A 22,613-nucleotide genomic window follows, 5' to 3' on the forward strand; every position below is an offset into this window, starting at 1 on the left:
CGCGGCAGCGCTGCCGTCCTGACCGGTGCCCTGCTGATCGGCTCCCTGGCCGCCTGCGGCGGCGGATCCAGCCAGGCCTCCGCCAAAGCCGATACCAGCAGCATCACGCTGGCCATCGACAGCGACTCGGCCTCCTTCGGCTACGACCCGTTGCGCGTCTCCGCAGCGCAGCGCCAGTTCTTCGAAGGCCTCTACAACAGCCTCATGACCCTGCAACCGGACGGTTCCACGGGACCAGGCCTGGCCAAGGAGTTCACTTACAACGCGGACAAAACAGTCCTGACGCTGACCCTCAAGGACGACGTCACGTTCACGGACGGCTCCAAGCTCGACGCCGCACTGGTCAAGGCCAACCTGGACCGCCGCTCCGATCCAGCACTGAGCGCCTACTCGGCCGTCGCCAAGGGCGGCGCGCAGGAAATCACCTCGGTGGACGTGGTGGGCCCCACCCAAGTGTCCCTGACGTTCGCCAAGCCGCAGCCGGGATTCGAGAAGAACCTGGCCTCCACCACCGGGATGATCGTGGGAAAGAACGGTGTCACGGACACCGCCAGCCTGGCGGCCACCCCTGACGGTTCCGGCCCGTACACCTTGGACCCCTCCACGGTGAAGGGCAACAAGTACGTGATGGTGAAGAACGACAAGAGCGCCGACGCATCCAAGTACGCCTATAAGAAGGTGGTTTTCAGTGTGGTGCTGGATCCGCAGGCCCGGGCCAACGCCCTCGTGTCCGGCCAGGCGGACGTGGCCATGCTGACCTCGAACACGGTTGACTTCGCCAAGTCGAAGGGCGTCGGCGTCACCCAGATCGGCGGCACCGTCAACACCATGATCTCCTTCGACAAGATCGGCAAGACCGCCCCGGCGTTCGCCCAGGAGAAGGTCCGGCAGGCCATCCAGTACGCCGTCAACCGCCAGGCCCTGGTGGACGCACTGCACAAGGGTGATGTCCCGGCCTGGAACGCCCTCCCCAAGGATTCGGCGGGCTTCACCAAGGACCTTGAAACCGAGTTCGCGTACAACCCGGACAAGGCCAAGAGCCTGCTGGCTGAGGCAGGCTACCCCAACGGCTTCGAGTTCACCATCATCGCCGGCGCCCAGACCCAGACGGACCTGCAGGCCGTCCAAAAGGACCTCGCCGCCGTCGGCATCACCATGAACGTGAAGATGGCCGCGTCAACGGACGAAGCCTTCGCCGCCGTCGCCACCACGCCCCTCGGCTACGCACCGCTGAACTGGGACAACCCCGTCGGCGTGATGTACGGCGTGGTCCTCAACGGCTTCACCAACGTCCAGAAGGCCACCGATGACCAGCTCAGCGCCGCCACCGGCGAACTGGCCGCAGCCAAGGACGACGCCGCCGCCAAAACAGCCGCCACCAAGCTGAACACCCGCCTGGTGGAGTCCGGCTGGATGATCCCGCTGTACGAGGCCCTCACCAACCAGGGCTACAACACCAAGAAGGTGGCCCCGGTGAAGTTCGCCGGCACCAACGCCTACCCGCTCCTTTCGTCCTACACCCCGGCGAGCTAACACCCGCACCATCCCGCCGGGTGCTCCCCGCCAAGGGGAGTGCCCGGCGGGACGGGCCTGACCGATGGAGGTCACCATGGCACTATTCATCACTAAGCGCCTGCTGATGGCGCTGGCCACCGTGCTGGTGGTTGCGGTGCTGGCATTCCTGCTGGTGCACGCAATGCCGGGCAGCCCCGGGGCCGTGTCCCTCGGCGCCGGCGCCTCCCAGGAAGCCATCGACGAGGTCAACCAGCGGCTGGGCTGGAACGACCCGCTCCTCACTCAGTTCTTCACCTGGCTCGGTTCCGCGGTCCAGGGCGACCTGGGCATCTCGCTCATCGATGGCCGCTCCGTCAGCGCAGACCTGGCGAGCCGGTTGCCTGTCACCGCCTCCCTTGCCGCCGGTGCCACCATCCTCAGTGCCGTCCTGGGCATCGCCCTTGGCGTCACCGCGGCCGTCCGCGGGGGACTGCTGGACCAGGCCATCGGCGGCTTCGTCGGCCTCCTGGTTGCCCTGCCCGCGTTCTGGGTGGGCGTCCTCTTCGTCTACCTCTTTGCCGTCCAGTCCTCCATCTTTCCCGCCACCGGCTACGTCCCGTTCGAGGTCTCCCCGCAGGACTGGGCCCTGTCGCTGGCGCTGCCGGTAATCACCCTGGCCGTGGGCGGTGCGGCGTTCATCGCCCGGCAGACCAGGGCCTCCATGCTCGAGGCCCTGCAGCAGGAGCACATCCGAACGCTGCGTGCCACGGCCACCCCCACCTGGAAGATCCTCTACGTCCACGCCCTGCGCTACGCCAGCCTGCCCATCGTGGCCGGCATCGCCCTGCAGTTCATCGGCCTGTTCGGCGGCTCCGTCATCGCCGAGCAGCTGTTCGCCATGCCCGGCCTGGGCCAGGCCGTCCAGACCTCGGTCAGCACCCATGACGCCCCCGCCGTCCAGGGCGTGGTGGTCATCGCCACCGTGGTGGTGGTCGCCGTCAACCTGGTGCTGGAGCTGGCCACCAAGTTCCTCGACCCGAAGTTGCGTGCCTCATGATCCCTTCAATGGCTCCGGCCCCCGCAGACCAGGCAGAAACCACGACGGCGGCAGCGGCTCCCGCGCGCAACGCCGGCAGGGCGGCCATCACCAGATTTTCCCGGCACCGGCTGTTCACCTCGCCCAGCGCCGTAGCCGGCCTCGTCTGGCTCGCCGCGCTCGTCACCGCGTCGCTGACCGCACCGCTGTGGCTGCCCTTCAAAACCGAGGACCAGGACTTCACTGCCGTCCTCTCCGGCCCCACCGCCGCGCACTGGCTGGGAACCGATGAACTGGGCCGCGACATCCTCAGCCGCATCTTCGCCGCGGCGGTCGGCACCCTCGGGACCTCAATGCTCACGGTCATTGTCGGCGTCACACTTGGCACCATCCTGGCCATGGCTGCCGCCGGTGCGGGTGAACGGACCGAAGGCGTGATCAGCCGGGTCACCGAGGTCATGATGTCCCTGCCGGGCACGGTGATCATCCTGGCCGTGATCGGCGCGGTGGGAACCAACATCCCCGTGGTCATGGCCATCCTTGGCATCCTGATGTCCGCCGGCATCTACCGGGTAATCCTGGGCCAGGCCAAGTCGCTGCAGTCCCAGCTCTATGTGGACGCCGCCAAGGTGGACGGCGCCGGCCCGCTGCGCATCAGCCTCCGCCACGTCCTGCCCGGGCTGGCCAACACCATCGTGGTCCAGGCGGCACTCATCTTCGCCGTCGGCATGCTCATCCAGGCCGGCCTGGCCTTCATCGGCTTCGGGCCGCCCATCCCGCAGCCCAGCTGGGGCGGAATGATCCAAGGCGCCTCCCAGCATGTCTACGACGCCCCCTGGATGATGGTGCCCACCGGTGCCGTCCTGGCCCTCACCGTCCTGTCCGCCAATGCCATCGGCAACGCCCTGGGCAAGGCCCCCAACGCCGCCGCGCCGCACCTGCCCTCGGCTGCCGCACGCCGGCAACGCGCCAAGGCAGTCGCAGCCATCGCGGCAGCCGCACCCGTCCATGCCGCGGAGGACGGCGCCCCGGGCGGACGCGCAGCCAGGGGGACGCTCAGCGTCCGCAACCTCTCGATCGGCGTCGACAACGGCGTCCGGCTCGTCACCGACGTCTCCTTCGACGTCGAACAGGGCACGGTCCTGGGCCTTGTGGGGGAGTCCGGCTGCGGCAAGACCATGACTGCGCTGTCCCTGCTCGGACTGCTGCCCTCCGGCGTTTCCGTCACCGGCGGACAAATCCTCTGGAACGGCAGGAACCTTGCCGCCACCACGGACAAGGACATGGAATCCGTCCGCGGCCGCGAGATCGCCCTGATCAGCCAGGAGCCCATGCGCGCCCTGGACCCGATGTTCACCGTCGGCTACCAGCTCACTGCCACCATCCGCCGGCTCCGCGGAACGGGCAAGGCCGAGGCCCGCAAGGAAGCGCTCAGCCTGCTGGAGAAGGTGGGCATCGTTGATGCTGCCCGGATCCTGAAGACCTATCCGCACCAGATCAGCGGCGGCATGGCGCAGCGTGTGGCGATCGCCCTCGCGCTGTCCGGCAAACCGAAACTGCTGGTGGCGGACGAACCCACCACTGCCCTGGATGTCACGGTCCAGGCCGAGATCCTGTCCCTGCTCCGTGCACTGGTGAAGGACACCGGCATGTCCGTGGTCATGGTCACCCACGACCTTGGCGTGGTGGCGGACATCTGCGACCAGGTGGCCGTGATGTACGCAGGGCAGGTGGTGGAAAACGGCAGGACCGCGGCCATCCTGGACAGCCCCCGCCACCCCTACACACTGGCCCTGCTGGCCGCGGACCCGCACGCCAACCATGCAGACGACATGCCGGAACGCCTCGCCACCATCAGCGGCCAGGTGCCGCAGCCCAAGGACTGGCCCACCGGCTGCCGTTTCGCCGCCCGGTGCCAGTTTGCCGGCTCCGCCTGCCTCGAACCCGTCCCGCTGCTGCCCTCCGGCGCGGGAGAAGGCCTGGTGCGGTGCGTGAAGGCGGACCAGCTCGCCGTCGAAGGCATGGACTGGCTGGCCACGGACATCCCGGCCTCCCGCCTGCTCGAGGTCAGCCCCCAACAGACGCTACTCACCGAAAAGGACATGGCATGAGCACCGCAGTCACGGAACGCGCCGGTTCCACGCCGGCCACCGCCGTCCCCATGCTTGAGGTCAAGGATCTGGTGGTCCGCTACGGCCGGGGACGGAAGGCAGCCGCCGCACCCGCCGCCGTCGACCGCGTCAGCTTCAGTATCGCCCCCGGTGAAACGGTGGGCCTGGTGGGGGAATCCGGCTCCGGCAAGTCCACCATCGGGAAGGCGATCCTCGGCCTGCAGAAAGTTTCCGGCGGCACCATCAGCTACCAGGGCCGGGACATCACCTCCGCTACCGCCGCCCAGCGCCGGGACCTGGGCGGGGAACTGCGGGCCGTCTTCCAGGACCCCAACTCCTCCCTGAACCCCCGGAACACCATCGGCACCTCCCTGGCCGAACCCCTGCGCCTGCGCGGCATCGCCGCTGCGGAGGCCCGGGTGAAAGCGGAGGACATGCTGGAGCGGGTGGGCCTGCCGCGCGAGGCCGTGGACCGGTACCCGAGCCAGTTTTCCGGCGGCCAGCGCCAGCGCATCTCCGTGGCCCGCGCCCTGATCTGCGATCCCCGGCTGGTGGTTTGCGACGAGGCCGTCAGCGCCCTTGACCTCTCCACCCAGGCGCAGGTCCTCAACTTGCTGGCCGATCTCCGCGACGAGCGGGGCCTCAGCTACCTGTTCATCGCGCACGACATTGCCGTGGTGCAGTTCCTGGCCCAGCGTGTGGTGGTCCTGTACCGCGGCCAGGTGATGGAGAGCGGACCGGCCGCCGCCGTCACCGAAAACCCGCAGCACCCCTTCACCCAGGCCCTCGTGGCCGCCTCACCGGTGCCCCGCCCTGCCGAGCAGGCGGCGCGCCGTGAGGCCCGGGAATCGCTGGGTGTCCGCACGGGTGCCGCCGCCGTGCCTGCGCCCGGGGGCTGCCCCTTCCGGCTCCGCTGCCCGCTGGCCACCGAGCTGTGTGCCACCGAACGGCCGGCGCTGCGCCGCGTTGGCGCGGCGGACGTCGCCTGCCACTATGCCTAGTACCTTTGCCTCCACTCCAGAACGGACCACCTCATCAATGACTTCCACACCCTGGCTCGCCGCCATGATCACCCCCGGGCAGGACTTCGACGGCGCCCCGCGCCTCCGCAAGGAGTTCACGCTCGGGGAGGGGCACGGCGGCGTGGTGAAGGCGACGCTGCGCGCCACCGCCCTCGGCATCTACGAGGCCTGCATCAACGGCACGCCAGTGGGGGAGGATGTCCTGAGCCCGGGCTGGAGCTCCTACGAGTGGCGGCTCCGGTACCGCACCTACGACGTCACCGCCCTGGTGGGACCCCGCACCGTCGTTGGTGCGGAGCTGGGCAACGGCTGGTACCGCGGCAGGCTGGCGTGGCACGGCATGTCCAACCTCTACGGTTCCGAGCTGGGTTTCCTGGGCCAGCTGGACATCGAGTTCGAAGATGGCCACGTTCAGTCCGTTGGCACCGACGCCAGCTGGCAGGCCGGTCCGTCGGCCACCACTTTCAACGACCTGTACGACGGGCAGACCATCGACGCCCGGAAGGCTGTCCACGGCTGGGCGGAGCCCGGCTTCGCGCCCGGTACTGACTGGACCGGCGTGCGTACCCTGGCGTTCGACGCCGACCGGCTGGCTGAGCCGGTGGGCCCGCCTGTGGTGCGTGCCGGCGTCGTGCATCCCGTGGAAATCTTCACCTCGCCAAGCGGCAAAACGCTGGTGGACTTCGGCCAGAACCTGGTGGGCTGGCTCCGGTTCACCGTCCAGGGGGAGGCCGGGCAGGCCATCAGCGTGCGGCACGCCGAGGTGCTGGAGGACGGCGAGCTTGGCGTCCGGCCGCTGCGGTCGGCCAAGGCCACGGACACCTTCATCCTTTCCGGCGGCCGGGACGTCTTCGAACCCACCAAGACCTTCCACGGCTTCCGCTATGCCGAAATCACCGGCTGGCCCGGGGAGCTCACGGAGGAGGACCTCGAAGCCGTGGTGGTCCACTCCGACCTGGAACGCACCGGCACGTTTGAGTGCTCCAACGGGCTCGTGAACCAGTTGCACCGCAACATCGTCTGGGGCCTGCGCGGCAACTTCCTGGACCTGCCCACCGACTGCCCGCAGCGCGACGAGCGGCTGGGCTGGACCGGCGACATCGGCGTTTTCACCCCCACTGCGGCGTTCCTTTACGACGTCAAGGGCTTTTTGCAGGACTGGCTCCTGGACCTGGCAGCCGAGCAGAAGGCGCAGGACGGGCTGGTTCCCATCACCGTGCCGGACGCCCTCAAGTACTGCCCTCAGCCGCCGGAATTCCCGGCCCCGGAGTCGTCGGCGCTCTGGAGCGAGGCGTCGGTCTGGGTGCCGTGGGCGCTCTGGGAAGCGTACGGGGACCTCGGCGTGCTGCGGAACCAGTACGAATCCATGGCAGCGCACACCCGTCGCGTGGAGGGCCTGCTCTCACCGTCCGGGCTGTGGGATTCCGGCTTCCAGTTCGGCGACTGGCTGGACCCTGATGCCGCGCCGGACCAGCCGTGGGCAGCCAAGGCGGACACCGCCGTCGTGGCCACCGCTTGCATGTACCGGACCGCGCGCCTCACCGCGCAGACGGCCGGACTCCTGGGAAAGCACGACGACGAGGCCCACTTCGAGGCGCTCGCCGCCCGGGTGCGGGCAGCCTTCGCCGAACACTACGTGGGTGCCGGTGGCACCATCCGCAGCGACTGCACCACCGTCTACGCGCTGGCCATCGCCTTCGACCTCCTGGCCACCACGGAGTTGAGGGAGTTTGCCGGCAACCGGCTGGCGGAACTGGTGCGGGACAACAACTACAGGGTGTCCACGGGGTTCGCGGGCACGCCGTTCATCACCCACGCCCTCACGGACACCGGACACGTGGACGAGGCTTACCGGCTCCTGCTGGAGGAGGGCTGTCCGTCCTGGCTGTACCCGGTCACCATGGGTGCCACCACCGTCTGGGAACGCTGGGATTCCATGCTCCCGGACGGCACCATCAACCCCGGGCAGATGACCAGCTTCAACCACTACGCCCTGGGCGCCGTGGCGGACTGGATGCACAAGGCCATCGGCGGCATCCGGCCCCTGGAACCGGGCTACGCCCGGGTGCTCATCGCGCCACAGCCGGGGGAGGGGATTGACTGGGCACGGACCTCCCTGAAGACACCGCACGGCCAGGTCCGGGTGGAATGGAAGGTCGACGGCGGCGGGTTCCTGCTTGAGGCGACCGTGCCTGAGGGGGTGGCGGCCGACGTCGTGCTTCCGGACGGTGCCCGGCACGCCATTGCTGGCGGGACGCACCGTTTCGCCGCGGCATTGGGCGCCCTGGCGACATAGCGAAAGCTGCTCCGGGCCCGGAAGAAGGCGTCCGGGCCAGGTGCGCAGCCACCGCTTATCTGCGACGATGTCCAAAACATCGTCGCCAGGAGGACTCATGCCGTACACCGTGGATTTCAAGGACGTCTCGACAGTCGGTTTGGAATCATCACCGGTGGCGGATGCCTTGGCCGGGCTGCGAGCCAACGAGGCCCGCTACTACAAGAACAAGTACGGCCACGATTTCACCACCACCCCTGCCCAGGACGCGCCCGAACTGCTCGAGTACGTGAACACCATCCTTAAGTCGGAGCGGGACCTGGTCATCGCCGCCAAGCCGCTCGAGGTGTCGTCCTTCGAAGTGGACGGCCTGCGGATGACGTACGTGTTCTACGAGTCCGGGCTGTCCATCAACGTCATGTACAGCATCGAGGACGGCGGCAAACGGGCTGTGGGCTTCAAGCTATCGGACGGGATGGAGGTCCCCGGGGAATTGGCAGCCAGCTTCAAGTTCGCTCGCCAGAAGTCCAAGCTCGCCGGCACCATCCGCGGCTCGTACTTCGTGATCAAGGGCGAGTACTGAACACTGCCGGCAGGGACTGAACCACCGGCGGACGCCGTGGGTCAGGCTGCCCGCGTCGGTTCGACGACGGCCAGCTGGCCGGTGGTGTCCGGAACGCCGGGGAGTTGCACCGGTGAGGCCTCCGCCTTCCTGGTCAAGCCGCCGGCCCTCAGTCGGAAGAGCGCCGTGGCGGAAATCAGGAGCCAGGCCACATTCGTTACCACCGACGGCCATGCCTCGTGAACCGCGCCGTTGGCAATAAATGCGCACGCGCCGAGGAGATTTGCGGCCTGGAAGCCCTTGCCGGCCTTGAGCCACCCCATGGAAACGGCAAGGAAGGCGCTGAGAATCACGACCGCGCCGGCCCAGCCCGCAATTTCCAGCATCAGTTCCATGACTGCCTCCCAACACCCCGCCCGGCCGGCCTTCCGGCCCTTCATTCGCAATTATTGGGGCCCGCCTGCCTTTAGTTCAATTGCTTTTTTCTGAAGCTGTGGTTTAGAACTACTTAATATGGACCTGGATCCCCGCCGCGTGCGCGTACTTCTTGCCGTCGCCCGCTCGGGCGGTGTCCTCGCAGCCGCCGATGAACTGCGCATTACGCCCTCCGCCGTATCCCAGCAGCTCAGCAAGTTGGAGGATGAAACGGGGCACGCCCTGGTGCTGCGCACACCAAAAGGGTCTGTGTTGACCCCTGCCGGCCTGGCCATTGCCGAAGCGGGAGAAGAGATCGAACGCGCCCTCAGCGTGGCCCTTGCCCGGATGGAAGGCGGGGCCACCGTGGAAGGTGTGGTGCGCGTGGGCGGGTTCACGAGTTTCGTCCGCACTGTCGTCATACCGCGCCTCCCCGGATGGCGCCGCCAGTACCCGCAGTTGCAGATCCATATCGTGGAGGACGACTTCCCCGTCCTGATGCGGTTGCTGCGGCAGCGCCAGCTCGACGCCGTCGTGGTGGAACTTGATTCGACGACGGCGGGGCAAGGTCCACTTGGGGCGGGGCTCATTGAAGAACCATTGCTGGACGAGCCCTGGAAGCTGGTGGTGCCGGCAGGGTCCCTGCTCACCACGGAGAACATCGACCTGGGGCGCCTGCCCCTTCCGTGGCTGGGGGTGGAGCCCTCGGCGGCCAACGTATCGGTCCTCGGGCGGCTGGGCCGCGCCACGGGCGCCCCCGTGGAAACCGTGCACCAGTACCAGGACACGCTGACCGCCCTCGCCCTCGTTGCTGCCGGTGAGGGCGTGGCCATCGTCCCCACCCTCGCCCTGACCGGCGTGGTGCAGGACGGGGTGGAGGTCCTGGACGTTCCCGGGCTGGGCACGCGGCGCATCGTCCTGCGGCGGTTCGCCGGACGACGGCGGCACAGCAGCATGCCCGTCGACACGGTTGCGCGACTCCTGCGGGAATCTGCGGCCGCGTTCGACACGAGGTCTGCGTCCTGACCGGCGCTGCCAGCGGCAGGGCAGCCGGGACGTGGAGGCTTAGCCCTGCGAATGCGTCCAGAGGCCGGTGCTCGCCTGCGCCTGGTAGCCCAGGTTTCGGGAGACCGCCCGGGCGGCGGCCCGCACCGCCGGGGCCAGGACGTTCGGCGGAGTGGACCCGTCCGGCACCACGATGGACAGCGATGCCGCAACGGCGCCCTGCGCGTCAAGGATGGGGGACGCCACGGACACCGTCATGGATGGGTGGGTACGCCGAATCATCGCGATGCCCGTGCGGCGGACATCGGACAGGGTCCGGCGGAGCTGCCCCTCGGGCATCTCGGCCACACCCAATTCCTTCTCCGGCGGTTTGGCCAGGATGGTTTCCTGGAACTGCTGGTCCGCGCCGGCCAGCAGCACCAGCCCGACGGCGGTGGACCGCAGTGGTGCCCGGCCGCCCACCCGGTAAGCCACTTCGGTGGCGTCTTTGGAGGACAACCGCTCGATCAGCACCGCTTCCTCGTTGTCCCGCACCGCCAGCAGGACATGGTGCCGGGTGACCTCGAACAGGTCCTCCAGGTACGGGAGCGCTATCTCGCGGACCCCGTGCCCGCGCGGCGACAGCGATGCCACCTCCCAGAGCCGGACCCCCACCACATAGCGGCCGTCGTCCAGCCGTTCAAGGGCACCCCACGCCACCAGCCGGGCAATCAGCCGCAGGGCGGTGGGGGCGGGCATGTCCGCGTACCGCGCCAGTTCGGAGAGGGTCAGTGCCCGGCGCCGGTCCGAAAAGACGGCGAGCAGGCTCAACGCCCGGTCGATCACCGGCTCGCCCTGCTTCGGCCGCTTGCCGCGGGCGGCCGGGGTGTCCGTTTCGGGGGAGACAGTCATGGCAGTGGTTCCTAGCGCCGTCGATAGTTGCGATGCCTCGCAGTGAGCTGAACCACAATACTATTCCAACCATTGAAAGCTCCCTGTGGAGCCGGGGCTGCCGCAGACCAAGCTGGAACTCCCAGCCACCGCACTCCAGGAGTTCCACCCATGACCGCCCCCACCCGGCTCCGGGCCGAGCACCTGGCCGAAGCGATGGGCCTGACCATCCGGGAGCCCAGTCTCAGCTGGACGCCGCCCGCCGGCACAACAACGCAGACCGCCTACCGGATCACGGCCAGCAACGGCTGGGACACCGGAAAGGTGGAGTCGGCTGCCTGCAGCGGCATCCCGTACAGCGGACCGGCGCTGCAATCCAGGGACCGCTTCGAGTGGCAGGTCCGGACCTGGAACGCCGATGGGAACGGCGCCGAAGAAGCCAGCGACTGGTCCGAGCCGATGCCGGTCGAGCTGGGTCTCCTCCAGGCCACGGACTGGGTGGCCCAGTGGATCGGGCCCGGCGAGGATGCGGTGCCTGCGCCCGGGGAACGCCCCGGCTACGCCCTGGCCAAGGACTTCAGGCTGGACACCGTCCCGCAGCAGGCCCGTGCGTACGCCACCGCGCACGGCATCTATGAGCTGTTCATCAACGGCCGCCGCGTGGGCGACCAGCAGCTCACGCCGGGCTCCACCAGCTATAACACCACCCTCCAGGTCCAAACCTATGACATCACCGGACTGCTGCGGACGGGCCAAAATACCGTCCGCGCTGTCCTCACCGACGGCTGGTACCGCGGCACCTTCGGGTACACGCGCGACGCCGACATGTACGGCACGCACACAGCCTTCCTGGCGCAGCTGGAGCTGGAGTCCGGCGGGGACAGGCAGGTCATCGGCACCGACGCGGCGTGGCAGGTGGCCGCAACGGAGATCACCAGCGCCGACCTCATGGGCGGCCAGCGGGTGGACTTCCGGATGGCCGACGGCGGGAGGCCACCAGGGGTGCGGGACGCACCTGTGCTGCGTCCCGCCGTCGTCCAGCCCGCCGTCGTCCGTCCCGGCAGCCTCGAAACCCTCACCGGGCCCATCAGCCCTCCCACCCGGGTGACGCAGGAATTGGCCCCGGTATCCATCACACGGCTTCCCAACGGCCACCAGGTGGTGGACTTCGGCCAGAACCTCCACGGTTGGGTCCGGCTCGGCAGGCTGGGAGCCCCCGGCGACACTGTCACTGTGGAATACGGAGAATCCCTCGGCAGGGACGGCGACGTCACCCGGGACCACCTGCGCCCGCATGACTTCCGCCGCCCTGGCGGCTTCCTGGACGCCCGGGCAGGTGGATACCGTCATCTCCTCCGGCGCCCCCGGCGAAGTCTTCGAGCCACGGCACACCACCCACGGGTTCCGGTACGTCTCGGTGCAGGGCCTGCGGGAGGACCTGGAGGCCGTGGACATCACGGGCTGCCTGGTCCGGACCGACCTCCCACGGATTGGCACCTTCAGTTGCAGCAATGAGCGGCTGAACAAGCTCCACGACATCGTGGAATGGAGCTTCCTGGGCAACTCCTGCGAGGTCCCCACCGACTGCCCGCAGCGCGAAAAAGCCGGCTGGACCGGGGACTGGCAGCTGTTCGTGCCCACCGCCGCCTACCTGTACGACGTCACCGGATTCTCCCGGAAGTGGTTGCGGGACGTTCGGGCCGACCAGTGGGAGAACGGGGTCATCGCCAACATCTCACCTACGCCCGGGCCGGCGGTCACCTCGGCCGACTTCATGGGCTTCACCAACGGGTCCGCAGGCTGGGGCGACGCAGTCGTGATGGTGCCGTGGGAGCTGTACCTGGCAACCGGCGACGCCTCGGTCCTGGCCGAGAACTGGGGTGCCATGCAGGGCTGGCTGGACTTTGTCCGGACCTCCGCGGAAAGCCACCGGCATGCCTCCCGGGCCGCCGCCAACCCCGCCCCGGCACCGCACGAGCAGTTCCTGTGGGACACCGGATTCCACTTCGGCGAGTGGATGGAACCGGACGGGCCCGAGCCGGACCTGTTCGCCGCCCGCACCGCTGACCACGGCATCGTCGCCACCGCCTATTACCGGCACACCACGGACCTGATGGCCCGCATCGCAACTGTCCTGGGGCGCCACGGGGAGGCCGCGGCACTGGCGGAACTCTCGGCCAACATCCGGAACGCCTGGGAAACCGAATACCTGGACTCCTCCGGGCACGTCACCCACGCCAGCCAGGCCAACTGCGTCCGCGCCCTCGCCTTCCACCTGGTCAGCCCGGAACACCGCGCCACCGTCACCGCCCAGCTCACCTCGCTCATCCGGGACGCCGGCACGCACCTGGGCACGGGCTTCCTGGCCACCCCCTACCTGCTGCCCGTCCTGGCCGGCAACGGTGCGCTGGGGCTGGCCTACGAACTGCTGATGCAGGACACCGGACCGTCCTGGCTGGCCATGGTGGACCGCGGCGCCACCACCGTCTGGGAACTGTGGGAAGGCATCGACGCCGGCGGCAACCCGCACCAGTCGCTCAACCACTACAGCAAGGGCGCCGTGGTGTCCTTCCTGCACCGATACACGGCCGGACTGCGCCAGGCACCGGGCAGTGCGGGCTGGGAGCGGATCATCATCGAACCGCGCCCCGGCGCAGGCCTCACCTCCGCAGCCACGTCGCATCGTGGCCCCCGCGGCCTGGTCGAGGTGGCCTGGACGCTGAAGGACGGGGCACCGGACGACGGCGGGCTGACGCTCACGGCCACGATCCCGGCCGGCACTACGGCGGAGGTGCTGCTGCCCGGCGCACCGCCCGCCGTCGTCGGCCCCGGCACCCATACTTTCGTTGCCGCCACCGGCGGGGACAACGCACAACCTGAACTGATGAGGAGCACACTATGACAGTGGAAGAAACCACCGAAGTCCTTGATCCTGCCCGCGATTCGTCCCGGCCGGGTGGCCGGAACATCCCGCCGTTCCCGGTCTTCGACGCTCCCGGGACGCCGGAGCACGTCTCGGATATCTCGGCCGTGCACCGGGAAGTCACCTACGCCAAGGCCCTGGGGTTCCGGCCCCTGACAATGGACATCTGGCTTCCGCGCAAGGCTTCCGGGCCCGTTCCGCTGGTGCTCTGGGTCCACGGGGGAGCGTTCCAGCTGGGCGACCGGCGGGAACTGCCGCCCACCTTCGCGCCCGGCTCGGTCTTCCGGCTGCTCAACGAGGCCGGCATCGCCTGCGCCACCGCGGACTACCGGCACTCCCTCGAAGCGCCGTTCCCCGCGCAGCTTCACGACCTCAAGGCCGCCGTCCGGTACCTGCGGGAATTTGCCACCGTCCTCAACGTCGACCCGGAGCGGTTCGGTGCCTGGGGCGAATCCGCCGGCGGACACCTCGTGGCGCTGCTTGGCCTCACCGGCAACCGCGGCGATCTTGATGGCGGCCTCGGTGCCCAAGGGCACCCGAGCGGCGTCAGCGCCGTCGTCGACTTCTACGGCGTGTCCTCATTGGTGGATATTCCCCCGATAAGCACCCCCGAAGGGCTGTTCCCGCCCGCCTTGACCGCCGCGGTGCCGCCGGGCATGTCCCTGCAGCCGGAACACATGTTGGTGGGCGGATCGGACGATCCGGAACTGCTGGCCGCGGCCAGCCCCGTCAGCTACGTGACCGCCGACGCCGCTCCGTTCTTGCTGGTGCACGGCGACGCCGACGGGCTGGTGCCGCATTCCCAAACAGACATACTTGCGGCAGCGCTCGCCGACGCCGGAGTGGAACACGAGGTGGTGACCGTCGAGGGCGGGGACCACTGCTTTTTCGGCGCCGAGGACCAGCTGGACAGCATCCTGGCCGCCGCCGTCGACTACTTTTCCCGGAAGCTGGGCACACCATGACACCCCGAACAGGACCCGCCGCCATGTCCGCGGAGGCTTCCGCTGCCGCAGCGCACGGAGAACCCGCCGGATTCGCCGAGTACCTCGCCAGCCCTGAAGGGCCGCAGTTCCTGAACCCGGACGCGGAGCGCTCGCCGGGCCCGGATGTACCCATCCACAGCGTTACCGCCGAGGGGCGCCACGGGCCGGTAGGCATCCGCATCTACGGCGGACCTGCCCGTTCGGACAGCCCCGGGCTGGTGTGGCTGCACGGCGGCGGCTTCGTCAGCGGCAGCGTGGACAGCCCCGAATCGGACTACCTGGCGCGGTTCCTGGCCCACCGGGGCACGCCCGTGCTCTCCGTGGATTACCGCCTGGCCCGGGACGGCGTGGCCTACCCAATCCCGCACGACGACGCTTTGGCGGGATGGTTCTGGGCGCGGGAGAATGCCGAAGCGCTGGGGCTGGATCCGGACCTGCTGTGCCTGGGCGGGGCCGGTGCCGGCGGCAACCTGGCCGTGGGCGCCGCGCTCTACCTGATCGACGCGGGCAAGCCGCTGCCCGCCAAGCTCCTGCTGGCCTACCCCTTCCTGCACGCCGAACTCCCGCCGCCGGCCGGGGGACTGGACGACGCCGTCATGGCAGGACTTCCGCGCCACCTGCGGTTCACCCTGGAGGACTGCATCCGCACGGCGGAGAACTACGTGGGCGGCCCGGTCAGCATGGCACCGTCCTACGCCATGCCAGGCTACGCGGACCCTGCCGGGCTTCCGCCCACGGCGGTGCTTGCCTGCGAGTACGACGACGCCCGCGGCTCCACCGAGCTGTTCGCGTCAACTTTGGCGCAGGCCCGGGTCCCGGTGTCCTTCTTCCTCGCCGAAGGCGGGGTACACGGTCACCTCAACCACACGGCAGGGCTGCCGGAAGGTCTCCCCGCGCTGGAGTTCCTGGCCGGGGAGCTGGAGGCGGTAAAGGCCTAGCGCCGGCCGGGTCCCGCCGAAGCCGGGGTCAGCCCTTTTCCGCGGATTCAATATCGGAAGCATGGCTGCTGGACCAAATGTCGCCCATTTCCTCGGTGGACTGCTCCACGATCCTGCTCATGGCCGCGTGGGCGGCGCCGGCCTCACGGCGCTGGACGGCGCTGGCAACATCCACGTGCAACTGCAGGGCCTCGTGGTCCGGAAGGTGTGGCATGAGCCCGTGCTGGGTCCGCCCGGAGAGCACTTCAGCCACGAGGTTGTGCAGCTGCGAGAACATCAAGTTGCCCGAGGCGTTGAGGACTGCGGCGTGGAACTCGATGTCCAGCCGCAGGAACTGTTCCTGGTCCCCGCGCTGGCCCGCCGCCCACAGCCGCGCGGCCATGGAGACGAGGTCGCTGGCTTCATCCAGTGACGCCCGCTCCGCGGCGAGCCGGGCGGCCTGCGGCTCAATGGCGCCGCGAAGCTCATTCAGCGCCCGCAGTTGCTCCAGCCGCTTCGCCGACGCCAGCCGCCACCGGATCACCTGCGGGTCGTAGAGGTTCCAGCTGGCCTCCGGCTGCACCACCGTGCCAAGCCGGCGGCGCGACTCCAGCATGCCCATGGAGGACAGGACGCGTGTGGCTTCGCGGATGACGGAGCGGGATACCTTGTGCTGCGCCTCCAGCTCATCCAGCCGGAGGATCGAGTTCGGCGCCAGGGTTCCCGCCGCGATGGCCAGCCCCAGGTTCTCCACCAGCGACGCGTGCAGGTCAGGGGAGAACGCCGCCTTTGGGATGGTCATGAATAAATCATATGGGCTGGTGCAAGGTCTTGTATATGTCTGCCTTATTTGTTTATGCTCGCTAAACAGAGCAGACGTAACGAGGCGTCATGCAACCGGCCCGGCACGTCCGCGGCCTTGAACAAAGGGAGTCGTAATGAAGCGGCGTTCAATTGTGAAGTACGCGGCAGTGGCCGCGGCGATGTCGCTGGGGCTCACCGCCTGCAGCGGCGGCGGTGGCGGCAGCGACCAGGCGAAGGAGTCCGGCACCGTCCGCGTCACCCTGGCCAACCACGTCTGGACCGAGGGCATCAAGGCCGCCATTCCGGAGTTCGAAAAGTCCAGCGGGCTCAAGGTTGAGCTCACGCAGCTGGGCGAGGACCAGCTTTCAGACCAGTACAACGTCAAGCTCAACGCGGGCAGCGACGAAATCGACGTCATGATGTACCGCCCGCTCCAGGAGGGCAAGGCTTTCGCCAAGAACGGCTACCTGGCGGACCTGACCAAGAACGTCTCCTCCGACTCGGGCTGGGACTGGAAGGACTACCAGGAAGGCCCCGTCAAGGCCACCACGGTTGACGGCAAGGTGGTCGGTGTCCCGATCATCACCGAACGCGAGGTCCTGTACTACCGCAAGGACCTGCTGCAGGCCGCAGGGCTCCAGGTGCCCAAGACCATGGAGGAACTGGAAGCCGCAGCCAAGGCCATCAAGGCATCCTCCCCGGACACCGCCGGCTTCGTGGCCCGCACCGGCAAATCCGCCGCAGTCACCCAGTTCTCCAGCTTCCTGTACAGCTTCGGCGGCGACTTCATGGACGCCGGCGGCAAGGCCTCGGTCAACACCGATGCAGCCAAGAAGGCCTACGCCTACTACGGCGGCCTGATCCGCAACTACGGCCCCGCCAACGTCAGCACGGACATGAGCTGGCCTGAAGCGATGGCCATCTTCACCCAGGGCGGCGCCGCCTTCTACACCGAGGCCGATTCGCTCTACAAGAACGCCACCGACCCCGCCAAGTCCAAGGTGGCGGACAAGGTTGGGTTCGCCGCGCTGCCCGCCGGCCCCGCCGGTTCCAAGCCCTACAACATCCCGTCCTGGGCCCTGGGCGTGAACCAGAACTCCAGCAACCAGGACAACGCCTGGAAGTTCATCCAGTGGGCAACCAGCAAGGAACGCACCCTGGAAGCCCAGAAAGCCGGCGTCCCCGGCCCGCGTACCTCCGTCTGGTCCAACCCTGACGGAACCTCCACCTACCCCAAGGACCTCGCTGACGCGATCTCCGCCAGCGCCAAGAACGGCGTGGGCCACGACCGGCCCGAGGTGGTCACCGTAGGCAAGGCGCGCGAAATCGTGGGTGCGCCGATCGTCGCCACCATCACCGGTGGAGACGCAGCAGCCGCTGCCAACGACGCCCAGACCGCTTTCCAGAGCTTCCTGGACAGCGAAAAGAAGTAGGACGCCGGGCGCAAGCCACACTCCCGCCGGGACGGACCGCAGCCGTCCCGGCGGCCCACTTCACCCCCAAACCCTTAGGTGAACCATGTCTGTTCTGAACCCTCCCCGCAGTGCCCGCACCCGCGGTGCCGGCGGCCCCACCGGTGCCCGGGGGAGCTTCTCCGCCTGGGCCAACCGGCACCGCAAATGGCTCTTCGCCGCGCCGGCCATGATTTTTGTCGGCGTCCTGATCGTCTTCCCCCTCGCCTGGACCGTCTACCTGAGCCTTACGGACTCCCAGGGCTCCGTGCGTGCCGCAACAGAGTTCGTGGGTCTGCAGAACTACCTCACGGTCCTCAGCGATGCCGAGCGGTTCTGGCCTGCCGTGGGACGCACGCTGGCCTTCACCGGCGTCGCGCTGGCCTTCGAAGTGGTGCTGGGGATGGGGGTGGCGCTGCTCCTCTGGCGTCCCTTCCGGGGCGAAAAGTGGGTCCGGGTTGCCATCCTGCTTCCCCTGGTGGCCACCCCGGTCGCCGTCGGCATGATGTGGCGGCTGATCTTCGACCCCAACATCGGTTTCGTCAACCAGCTCCTGGGCATGGTGGGCATCCCGCCGCAGCCGTGGCTGTCCGGCCAGGACACCGCACTGGGCACCACCATCTTCATGGACGTCTGGCAGTGGACCCCCATGGTGGTCCTGATCCTGCTGGCCGGCCTGACCTCGCTGTCCGACGAACCGGATGAGGCCGCCCGCGTGGACGGCGCCAACGCCTTCCAGCGCTTCTTCTTCATCACGCTGCCCCTCATGATGCCCACCGTGATCGTGGCCATCCTGCTGCGCGGCATCGATGCCCTGAAGACCTTCGACATCCTCTACGCCACCAAGGGCAAGGGCGGCGGCTCCTTCCACGAAGTGGAGACGCTGAACGTCTACGCCTACGGACTGAGCTTCGACTACAACCAGTACGGGCTCTCCTCGGCGGTGCTGATCCTGTTCTTCATGATCATCATCGGCTCCATGTGGCTGCTCACCATGCGCAAGAAAGCGGTAAGCAAATGACCGTCATGACAGATTCCGCCGCCACCGCCACCAGCAAGGCCCCGCGCAGGCGCAAGCCGCTGGGCACCCGCGCCTACAAGGTCTTCCGGGTGGTGGCCCTGATCGTGGTGGTGCTGTTCCTGCTGGCACCCCTGTTCTGGATGCTCCTGGCGTCGCTGAAGACCAACGTGGACATCTACGACACCGCAAAGGCCTTCCTGTTCTCGCCCACCTTCGAGAACTACGCCAACGTGCTGCAGCGCAACAACTACTTCGTGTTCGTCGTCAACAGCTTCTGGGTGGCGTTCGTCTCCACGGCACTGTCCATCGTCCTGGGCGTTCCCGCTGCCTACGCCATGAGCCGGTTCACCATGCACCGCTCCGCGCTGGTGGTCCTCATGGCGCGCGTCATCCCCGGCGTATCGCTGCTGGTGCCCTGGTACTACGTCTTCTCCAACCTGCGCATGGTGGGCAAGTTTGAGGTCCTCATCCTCAGCCACATGTTCGTCGCGCTCCCGCTGATCGTCTACATCATGATGAGCTACTTCGATTCGCTTCCGCTGGAGCTGGAGGAATCGGCCGAGGTGGACGGTCTCACTCCGATCGGTGCGTTCCGGCTGATCACGCTTCCGCTGGCGGTATCCGGCATCGCCACCGCCGGCATCCTGTCCTTCATCTTCTCGTGGAACAACTTCATGTTCGCGCTGGTGCTCTCCGGCGCCAAGACCAAGACCCTGCCGGTGGCGATCTTCGACTTCGTCTCCTACGCCAGCATCGACTGGGGCGGCCTGATGGCCGCGGCAACAGTGGTCACCATCCCCATCATGATCATTGCGCTCTTCACGCAGAAGTACATAGTCTCCGGCCTGACCGCCGGCGCCACCAAGGGTTAGGAACCACCGCGTGACCGTCATCAGCCGGATCGAAACCTTCCTCGTTCCACCCCGCTGGCTCTTTGTCCGGATCGAAACCGAAAGCGGAATCGTGGGGTGGGGCGAGGCCACCTGCGAGGGCCGCAGCGAAACGGTGCGCACCGCCGTCGGGCAACTCTCGGAACTGCTCATCGGCAGGGACGCCCTCCGGATCGAAGACCACTGGCAGGTCATGACCAAAGGGTCCTTCTACCGGGGCGGGCCCATCCTGGCCAGCGCCGTGTCCGGCCTGGACCAGGCGCTGTGGGACATCGCCGGCAAGCACTTCAACACCCCCGTGCACCAACTCCTGGGCGGCCACGTCCGCGACCGGATCCGGATGTACGGCTGGGTGGGCGGTGACGAGCCGAACGAGGTGGCGGACCAGATCAGCGCCCAGCTGGAGGTGGGACTCACCGCCGTCAAGATGAATGCCAGCGGCCGGATGAGCCCGGTTGCCTCCGTGGCAGAGATCGACGGCGTCATCCGCCGTGTTGCCGCGGCCCGCCAGGTCCTGGGCGACCACAGGGACGTGGCCGTCGACTTCCACGGCCGCTTCAGCCTGGCCAACGCCAGGCGGGTGGCGCCGCTGCTGGAGCCGTTCCGGCCCTTCTTCCTCGAGGAGCCCGTGGTGCCGGAAAACACCCACCTGCTGCGCGAATTCACCGCTTCCACCACCACCCCCGTGTCAACCGGTGAGCGGCTCTACAACCGGCAGGAGTTCCTGCCCGCCCTGCAGGCCGGCATTGCCGTGGCCCAGCCGGACCTCTCGCACGCCGGCGGAATCACCGAGGTCCGCAAGATCGCCGCGCTGGCCGAAGTGTATGAAGTCCAGCTCGCCCCGCACTGTCCGCTCGGCCCCCTGGCACTCGCCGCCTGCCTTCAGGTGGGCTTCGCCACCCCCAACTTCCTGATCCAGGAACAAAGCATCGGGATCCACTACAACCAGGGTGCCGAAGTGCTCGACTACGTGGTGGACAAGACGCCGTTCAAGTTCGTGGACGGGCACATCGAGCGGCTTACGGGGCCGGGACTGGGTGTCGAAATCGACGAGGCCGTGGTCCGTGCCGCCGACAAGAGAGGGCATGCCTGGCGCGGCCCGGTGTGGCGCCACCCCGACGGATCCTTCGCAGAATGGTGAACCCATGACCTCCCAAAACACAGTTGTCACCTCGGCCGGCCTGCTGGCCGGCATCCGGCAGGCCCGGCTCGTGGGCATCGTCCGCGGGAACGACGGCGGTGCTGCCGCCCAGGCGGCGCTGGCCGCCATGGAGGAGGGCTTCAAGTACGTCGAGATCGCCCTCACCACACCTAACGCGCTGGAGGCCATCCGCGAAGTCCGCGCGGCTGCCCCGGCCGGCTGCCTGGTGGGCGCCGGCACGGTCCTCAGCCAGTCCGACGTCGAACACGTCACCGCTGCCGGTGCCCAGTTCATCGTCACCCCCTCCCTGGCCCCCTCGATCAGCGAGGCCGCCGCGGCCGGGATTCCGGTCCTGGCCGGGGCGCTGACGCCCAGCGAGGCCTACGAGGCCATGGAGCGCGGCGCCACGGCCATCAAGCTGTTTCCGGCCTCGATCGGGGGCCCGGGCTACCTAAAGGCCGTCCGCGATCCGTTCCCGGATATCCCCTTCATTGCCGTGGGCGGTGTTGGCCTTGACGAAGCCACCGGCTACTGGGAGGCCGGCGCCATTGCCGTCGGACTGGGCGGCCCCCTGTTCGGCAAAGCCGCCTCCGGCGGCGACCTCACCGGTATGCGGGACCGCGCCCGGGGGTTCCTGGGCCTCGCCGCAGACTTCGCAGCCCGCACCGGGACCCCTTCGTGACGGTGGACCTCCTGACCTTCGGCGAGTCCATGGTTTCGCTCCGGTCCGCCGGACCCCTGGCATCCGGAGGCACCCTGAACATGCAGGTGGCCGGGGCGGAATCGAACGTTGCCATCGGCATCGCACGCCTTGGCCATTCGGCAGCCTGGGCCGGCGTGGTGGGCGCGGATCCGCACGGCGAGTTCATCCAGGCGCAGCTGCGGGGCGAGGGAGTCCAGCTGCACCACACTGTGCATCCCGGGCGGAGCACCGGGGTGATGTTCCTGGAACAGCGCACCGCCGACCTCAGCAGGGCCTTCTACTACCGCGCCGGGTCCGCCGGATCCACGGTCTCGCGCGGCCATGTTGCCGCCGCCCTGGACCGCGGGGCACGGATCCTGCACCTGACCGGCATCACCGCGGCGCTCAGTCCGGAGGCCCGGGACGCCGTGGAATACGCTGCGGAACGGGCCGCGGCTGAAGGGATCCTGGTTTCGGTCGACGTCAACTACCGCAGCAAGCTCTGGCCGCGTGAGCAGGCGAGGGAGGTCCTGGCACCTTTGGCGCGGCACGCCACCATCGTCATCGCGTCCGACGACGAACTGGACTTGATTGCCCCGGCCCGGGCACGGAGCGGGGCGGCAGGACATGCTGCGGACGAGGCATCCGCCGCAGAATGTCTGTTGGAAGCCGGCGTCAGGGAAGTCGTGGTGAAGCGCGGAGCGGCTGGTGCTGCCGTCCATACACGCGAAGGCTTCCTTGAAGCGCCCGCCCTCGCAGTGACAAGCGTGGACACCGTGGGGGCCGGCGACGCCTTCACCGCCGGCTACCTTTCCGCCTTGCTCGACGGCGACGATGTGGCCGGCCGCCTGGCGCGCGGCATCCTGGCCGGTGCCTTCGCCGTCAGCACCCGCGGCGACTGGGAAGGGTTCCCGCGTCGCGGAGAGCTTGCCTTGCTCGACGCCGCCAGGGGCAGCACCCACCGCTGATGCCTGTCCCATCCATCCCACATTTCCCGCCGACCCGAAAA

The 22,613-nt window shown here is 68.4% G+C and carries 19 protein-coding genes and 1 pseudogene; 17 read left to right on the plus strand and 3 right to left on the minus strand.

Annotation, left to right across the window (positions count from 1 at the left end):
* The 6 genes from PUN71_RS14755 to PUN71_RS14780 form a co-directional block, all read left to right on the plus strand.
* The coding region (locus PUN71_RS14755; RefSeq protein ID WP_277799004.1) for an ABC transporter substrate-binding protein at positions 1-1,533 on the plus strand (1,533 nt) is incomplete at its 5' end.
* Positions 1,534-1,597: 64 nt separating this feature from the next.
* Positions 1,598-2,551 carry an ABC transporter permease gene (locus tag PUN71_RS14760; protein ID WP_043449860.1) on the plus strand — a complete coding sequence of 318 codons (954 nt, stop codon included), beginning with the start codon at positions 1,598-1,600 and terminating at the stop codon, positions 2,549-2,551.
* Positions 2,548-4,641: a dipeptide/oligopeptide/nickel ABC transporter permease/ATP-binding protein gene (locus PUN71_RS14765; RefSeq protein WP_277799005.1), complete on the plus strand. Its 2,094-nt coding sequence runs from the start codon at positions 2,548-2,550 to the stop codon at positions 4,639-4,641. The genes PUN71_RS14760 and PUN71_RS14765 overlap by 4 nt, the downstream gene beginning before the upstream one ends.
* Positions 4,638-5,642, plus strand: a complete 1,005-nt coding sequence (locus PUN71_RS14770) for an oligopeptide/dipeptide ABC transporter ATP-binding protein (RefSeq protein WP_043449856.1) — start codon at positions 4,638-4,640, stop codon at positions 5,640-5,642. The genes PUN71_RS14765 and PUN71_RS14770 overlap by 4 nt, the downstream gene beginning before the upstream one ends.
* 37 nt (positions 5,643-5,679) lie before the next feature.
* Positions 5,680-7,959, plus strand: a complete 2,280-nt coding sequence (locus PUN71_RS14775) for a family 78 glycoside hydrolase catalytic domain (protein ID WP_277799006.1) — start codon at positions 5,680-5,682, stop codon at positions 7,957-7,959.
* A 97-nt stretch (positions 7,960-8,056) separates the two neighbouring features.
* The gene (locus PUN71_RS14780; RefSeq protein ID WP_043449852.1) at positions 8,057-8,521 is read left to right on the plus strand and encodes a DUF8821 family protein; all 465 of its coding nucleotides are present in this window, start codon (positions 8,057-8,059) and stop codon (positions 8,519-8,521) included.
* Positions 8,522-8,562: 41 nt separating this feature from the next.
* On the opposite strand, the gene PUN71_RS14785 is transcribed toward PUN71_RS14780, so the two are convergent.
* Complete coding sequence (locus PUN71_RS14785) at positions 8,563-8,895, minus strand: CBU_0592 family membrane protein (RefSeq protein ID WP_043449850.1); 333 nt, start codon at positions 8,893-8,895, stop codon at positions 8,563-8,565.
* 118 nt (positions 8,896-9,013) lie between these two features.
* On the opposite strand from PUN71_RS14785, the gene PUN71_RS14790 reads away from it, so the two are divergent.
* On the plus strand, positions 9,014-9,940 hold the full coding sequence (locus tag PUN71_RS14790; protein WP_277799007.1) for a LysR family transcriptional regulator: 927 nt from the start codon (positions 9,014-9,016) through the stop codon (positions 9,938-9,940).
* 39 nt (positions 9,941-9,979) lie between these two features.
* Here the strand turns inward: PUN71_RS14790 and PUN71_RS14795 are convergent, their stop codons facing one another.
* Positions 9,980-10,810, minus strand: a complete 831-nt coding sequence (locus PUN71_RS14795) for an IclR family transcriptional regulator (RefSeq protein ID WP_052259931.1) — start codon at positions 10,808-10,810, stop codon at positions 9,980-9,982.
* A gap of 195 nt (positions 10,811-11,005) precedes the next feature.
* Here PUN71_RS14795 and PUN71_RS14800 point away from each other — a divergent pair.
* From PUN71_RS14800 to PUN71_RS14815, 4 genes and pseudogenes are all read left to right on the plus strand, one after another.
* A pseudogene (locus PUN71_RS14800) lies at positions 11,006-12,022 on the plus strand (alpha-L-rhamnosidase N-terminal domain-containing protein); the annotation flags it as partial.
* A gap of 61 nt (positions 12,023-12,083) precedes the next feature.
* Entirely contained in the window at positions 12,084-13,691 is a 1,608-nt protein-coding gene (locus tag PUN71_RS14805) for a family 78 glycoside hydrolase catalytic domain (protein ID WP_277799008.1), read from the plus strand.
* The gene (locus PUN71_RS14810) at positions 13,688-14,677 is read left to right on the plus strand and encodes an alpha/beta hydrolase fold domain-containing protein (RefSeq protein WP_277799009.1); all 990 of its coding nucleotides are present in this window, start codon (positions 13,688-13,690) and stop codon (positions 14,675-14,677) included. The genes PUN71_RS14805 and PUN71_RS14810 overlap by 4 nt, the downstream gene beginning before the upstream one ends.
* Entirely contained in the window at positions 14,674-15,636 is a 963-nt protein-coding gene (locus PUN71_RS14815; protein WP_277799010.1) for an alpha/beta hydrolase, read from the plus strand. Before PUN71_RS14810 ends, PUN71_RS14815 begins: the two co-directional genes overlap by 4 nt.
* Before the next feature lie 28 nt (positions 15,637-15,664).
* Here the strand turns inward: PUN71_RS14815 and PUN71_RS14820 are convergent, their stop codons facing one another.
* Positions 15,665-16,417 carry a FadR/GntR family transcriptional regulator gene (locus PUN71_RS14820; protein ID WP_277799011.1) on the minus strand — a complete coding sequence of 251 codons (753 nt, stop codon included), beginning with the start codon at positions 16,415-16,417 and terminating at the stop codon, positions 15,665-15,667.
* Positions 16,418-16,553: 136 nt separating this feature from the next.
* Between PUN71_RS14820 and PUN71_RS14825 the strand changes: the two genes are divergently transcribed.
* From PUN71_RS14825 to PUN71_RS14850, 6 genes are all read left to right on the plus strand, one after another.
* Positions 16,554-17,852, plus strand: coding sequence for an ABC transporter substrate-binding protein (locus PUN71_RS14825; RefSeq protein WP_277799012.1), 1,299 nt, complete (start codon positions 16,554-16,556; stop codon positions 17,850-17,852).
* Positions 17,853-17,937: 85 nt separating this feature from the next.
* Positions 17,938-18,891 carry a carbohydrate ABC transporter permease gene (locus PUN71_RS14830; RefSeq protein ID WP_277799013.1) on the plus strand — a complete coding sequence of 318 codons (954 nt, stop codon included), beginning with the start codon at positions 17,938-17,940 and terminating at the stop codon, positions 18,889-18,891.
* Positions 18,888-19,763 (plus strand): carbohydrate ABC transporter permease, encoded by an 876-nt coding sequence (locus tag PUN71_RS14835; protein WP_277799014.1) that lies wholly within the window; start codon positions 18,888-18,890, stop codon positions 19,761-19,763. Before PUN71_RS14830 ends, PUN71_RS14835 begins: the two co-directional genes overlap by 4 nt.
* 10 nt (positions 19,764-19,773) lie before the next feature.
* Positions 19,774-20,922: a galactonate dehydratase gene (gene dgoD / locus PUN71_RS14840; RefSeq protein ID WP_043449832.1), complete on the plus strand. Its 1,149-nt coding sequence runs from the start codon at positions 19,774-19,776 to the stop codon at positions 20,920-20,922.
* 4 nt (positions 20,923-20,926) lie between these two features.
* On the plus strand, positions 20,927-21,604 hold the full coding sequence (locus PUN71_RS14845; RefSeq protein ID WP_277799015.1) for a bifunctional 4-hydroxy-2-oxoglutarate aldolase/2-dehydro-3-deoxy-phosphogluconate aldolase: 678 nt from the start codon (positions 20,927-20,929) through the stop codon (positions 21,602-21,604).
* A complete protein-coding gene (locus PUN71_RS14850; protein ID WP_277799016.1) occupies positions 21,601-22,572 on the plus strand; it encodes a sugar kinase in 972 nt (323 codons plus the stop codon). The genes PUN71_RS14845 and PUN71_RS14850 overlap by 4 nt, the downstream gene beginning before the upstream one ends.
* Positions 22,573-22,613: the final 41 nt, after the last annotated feature.

Origin of the sequence: Arthrobacter sp. NQ7 (genome assembly GCF_029581595.2) — a bacterium.
GTDB lineage: Bacteria > Actinomycetota > Actinomycetes > Actinomycetales > Micrococcaceae > Arthrobacter > Arthrobacter phenanthrenivorans_B.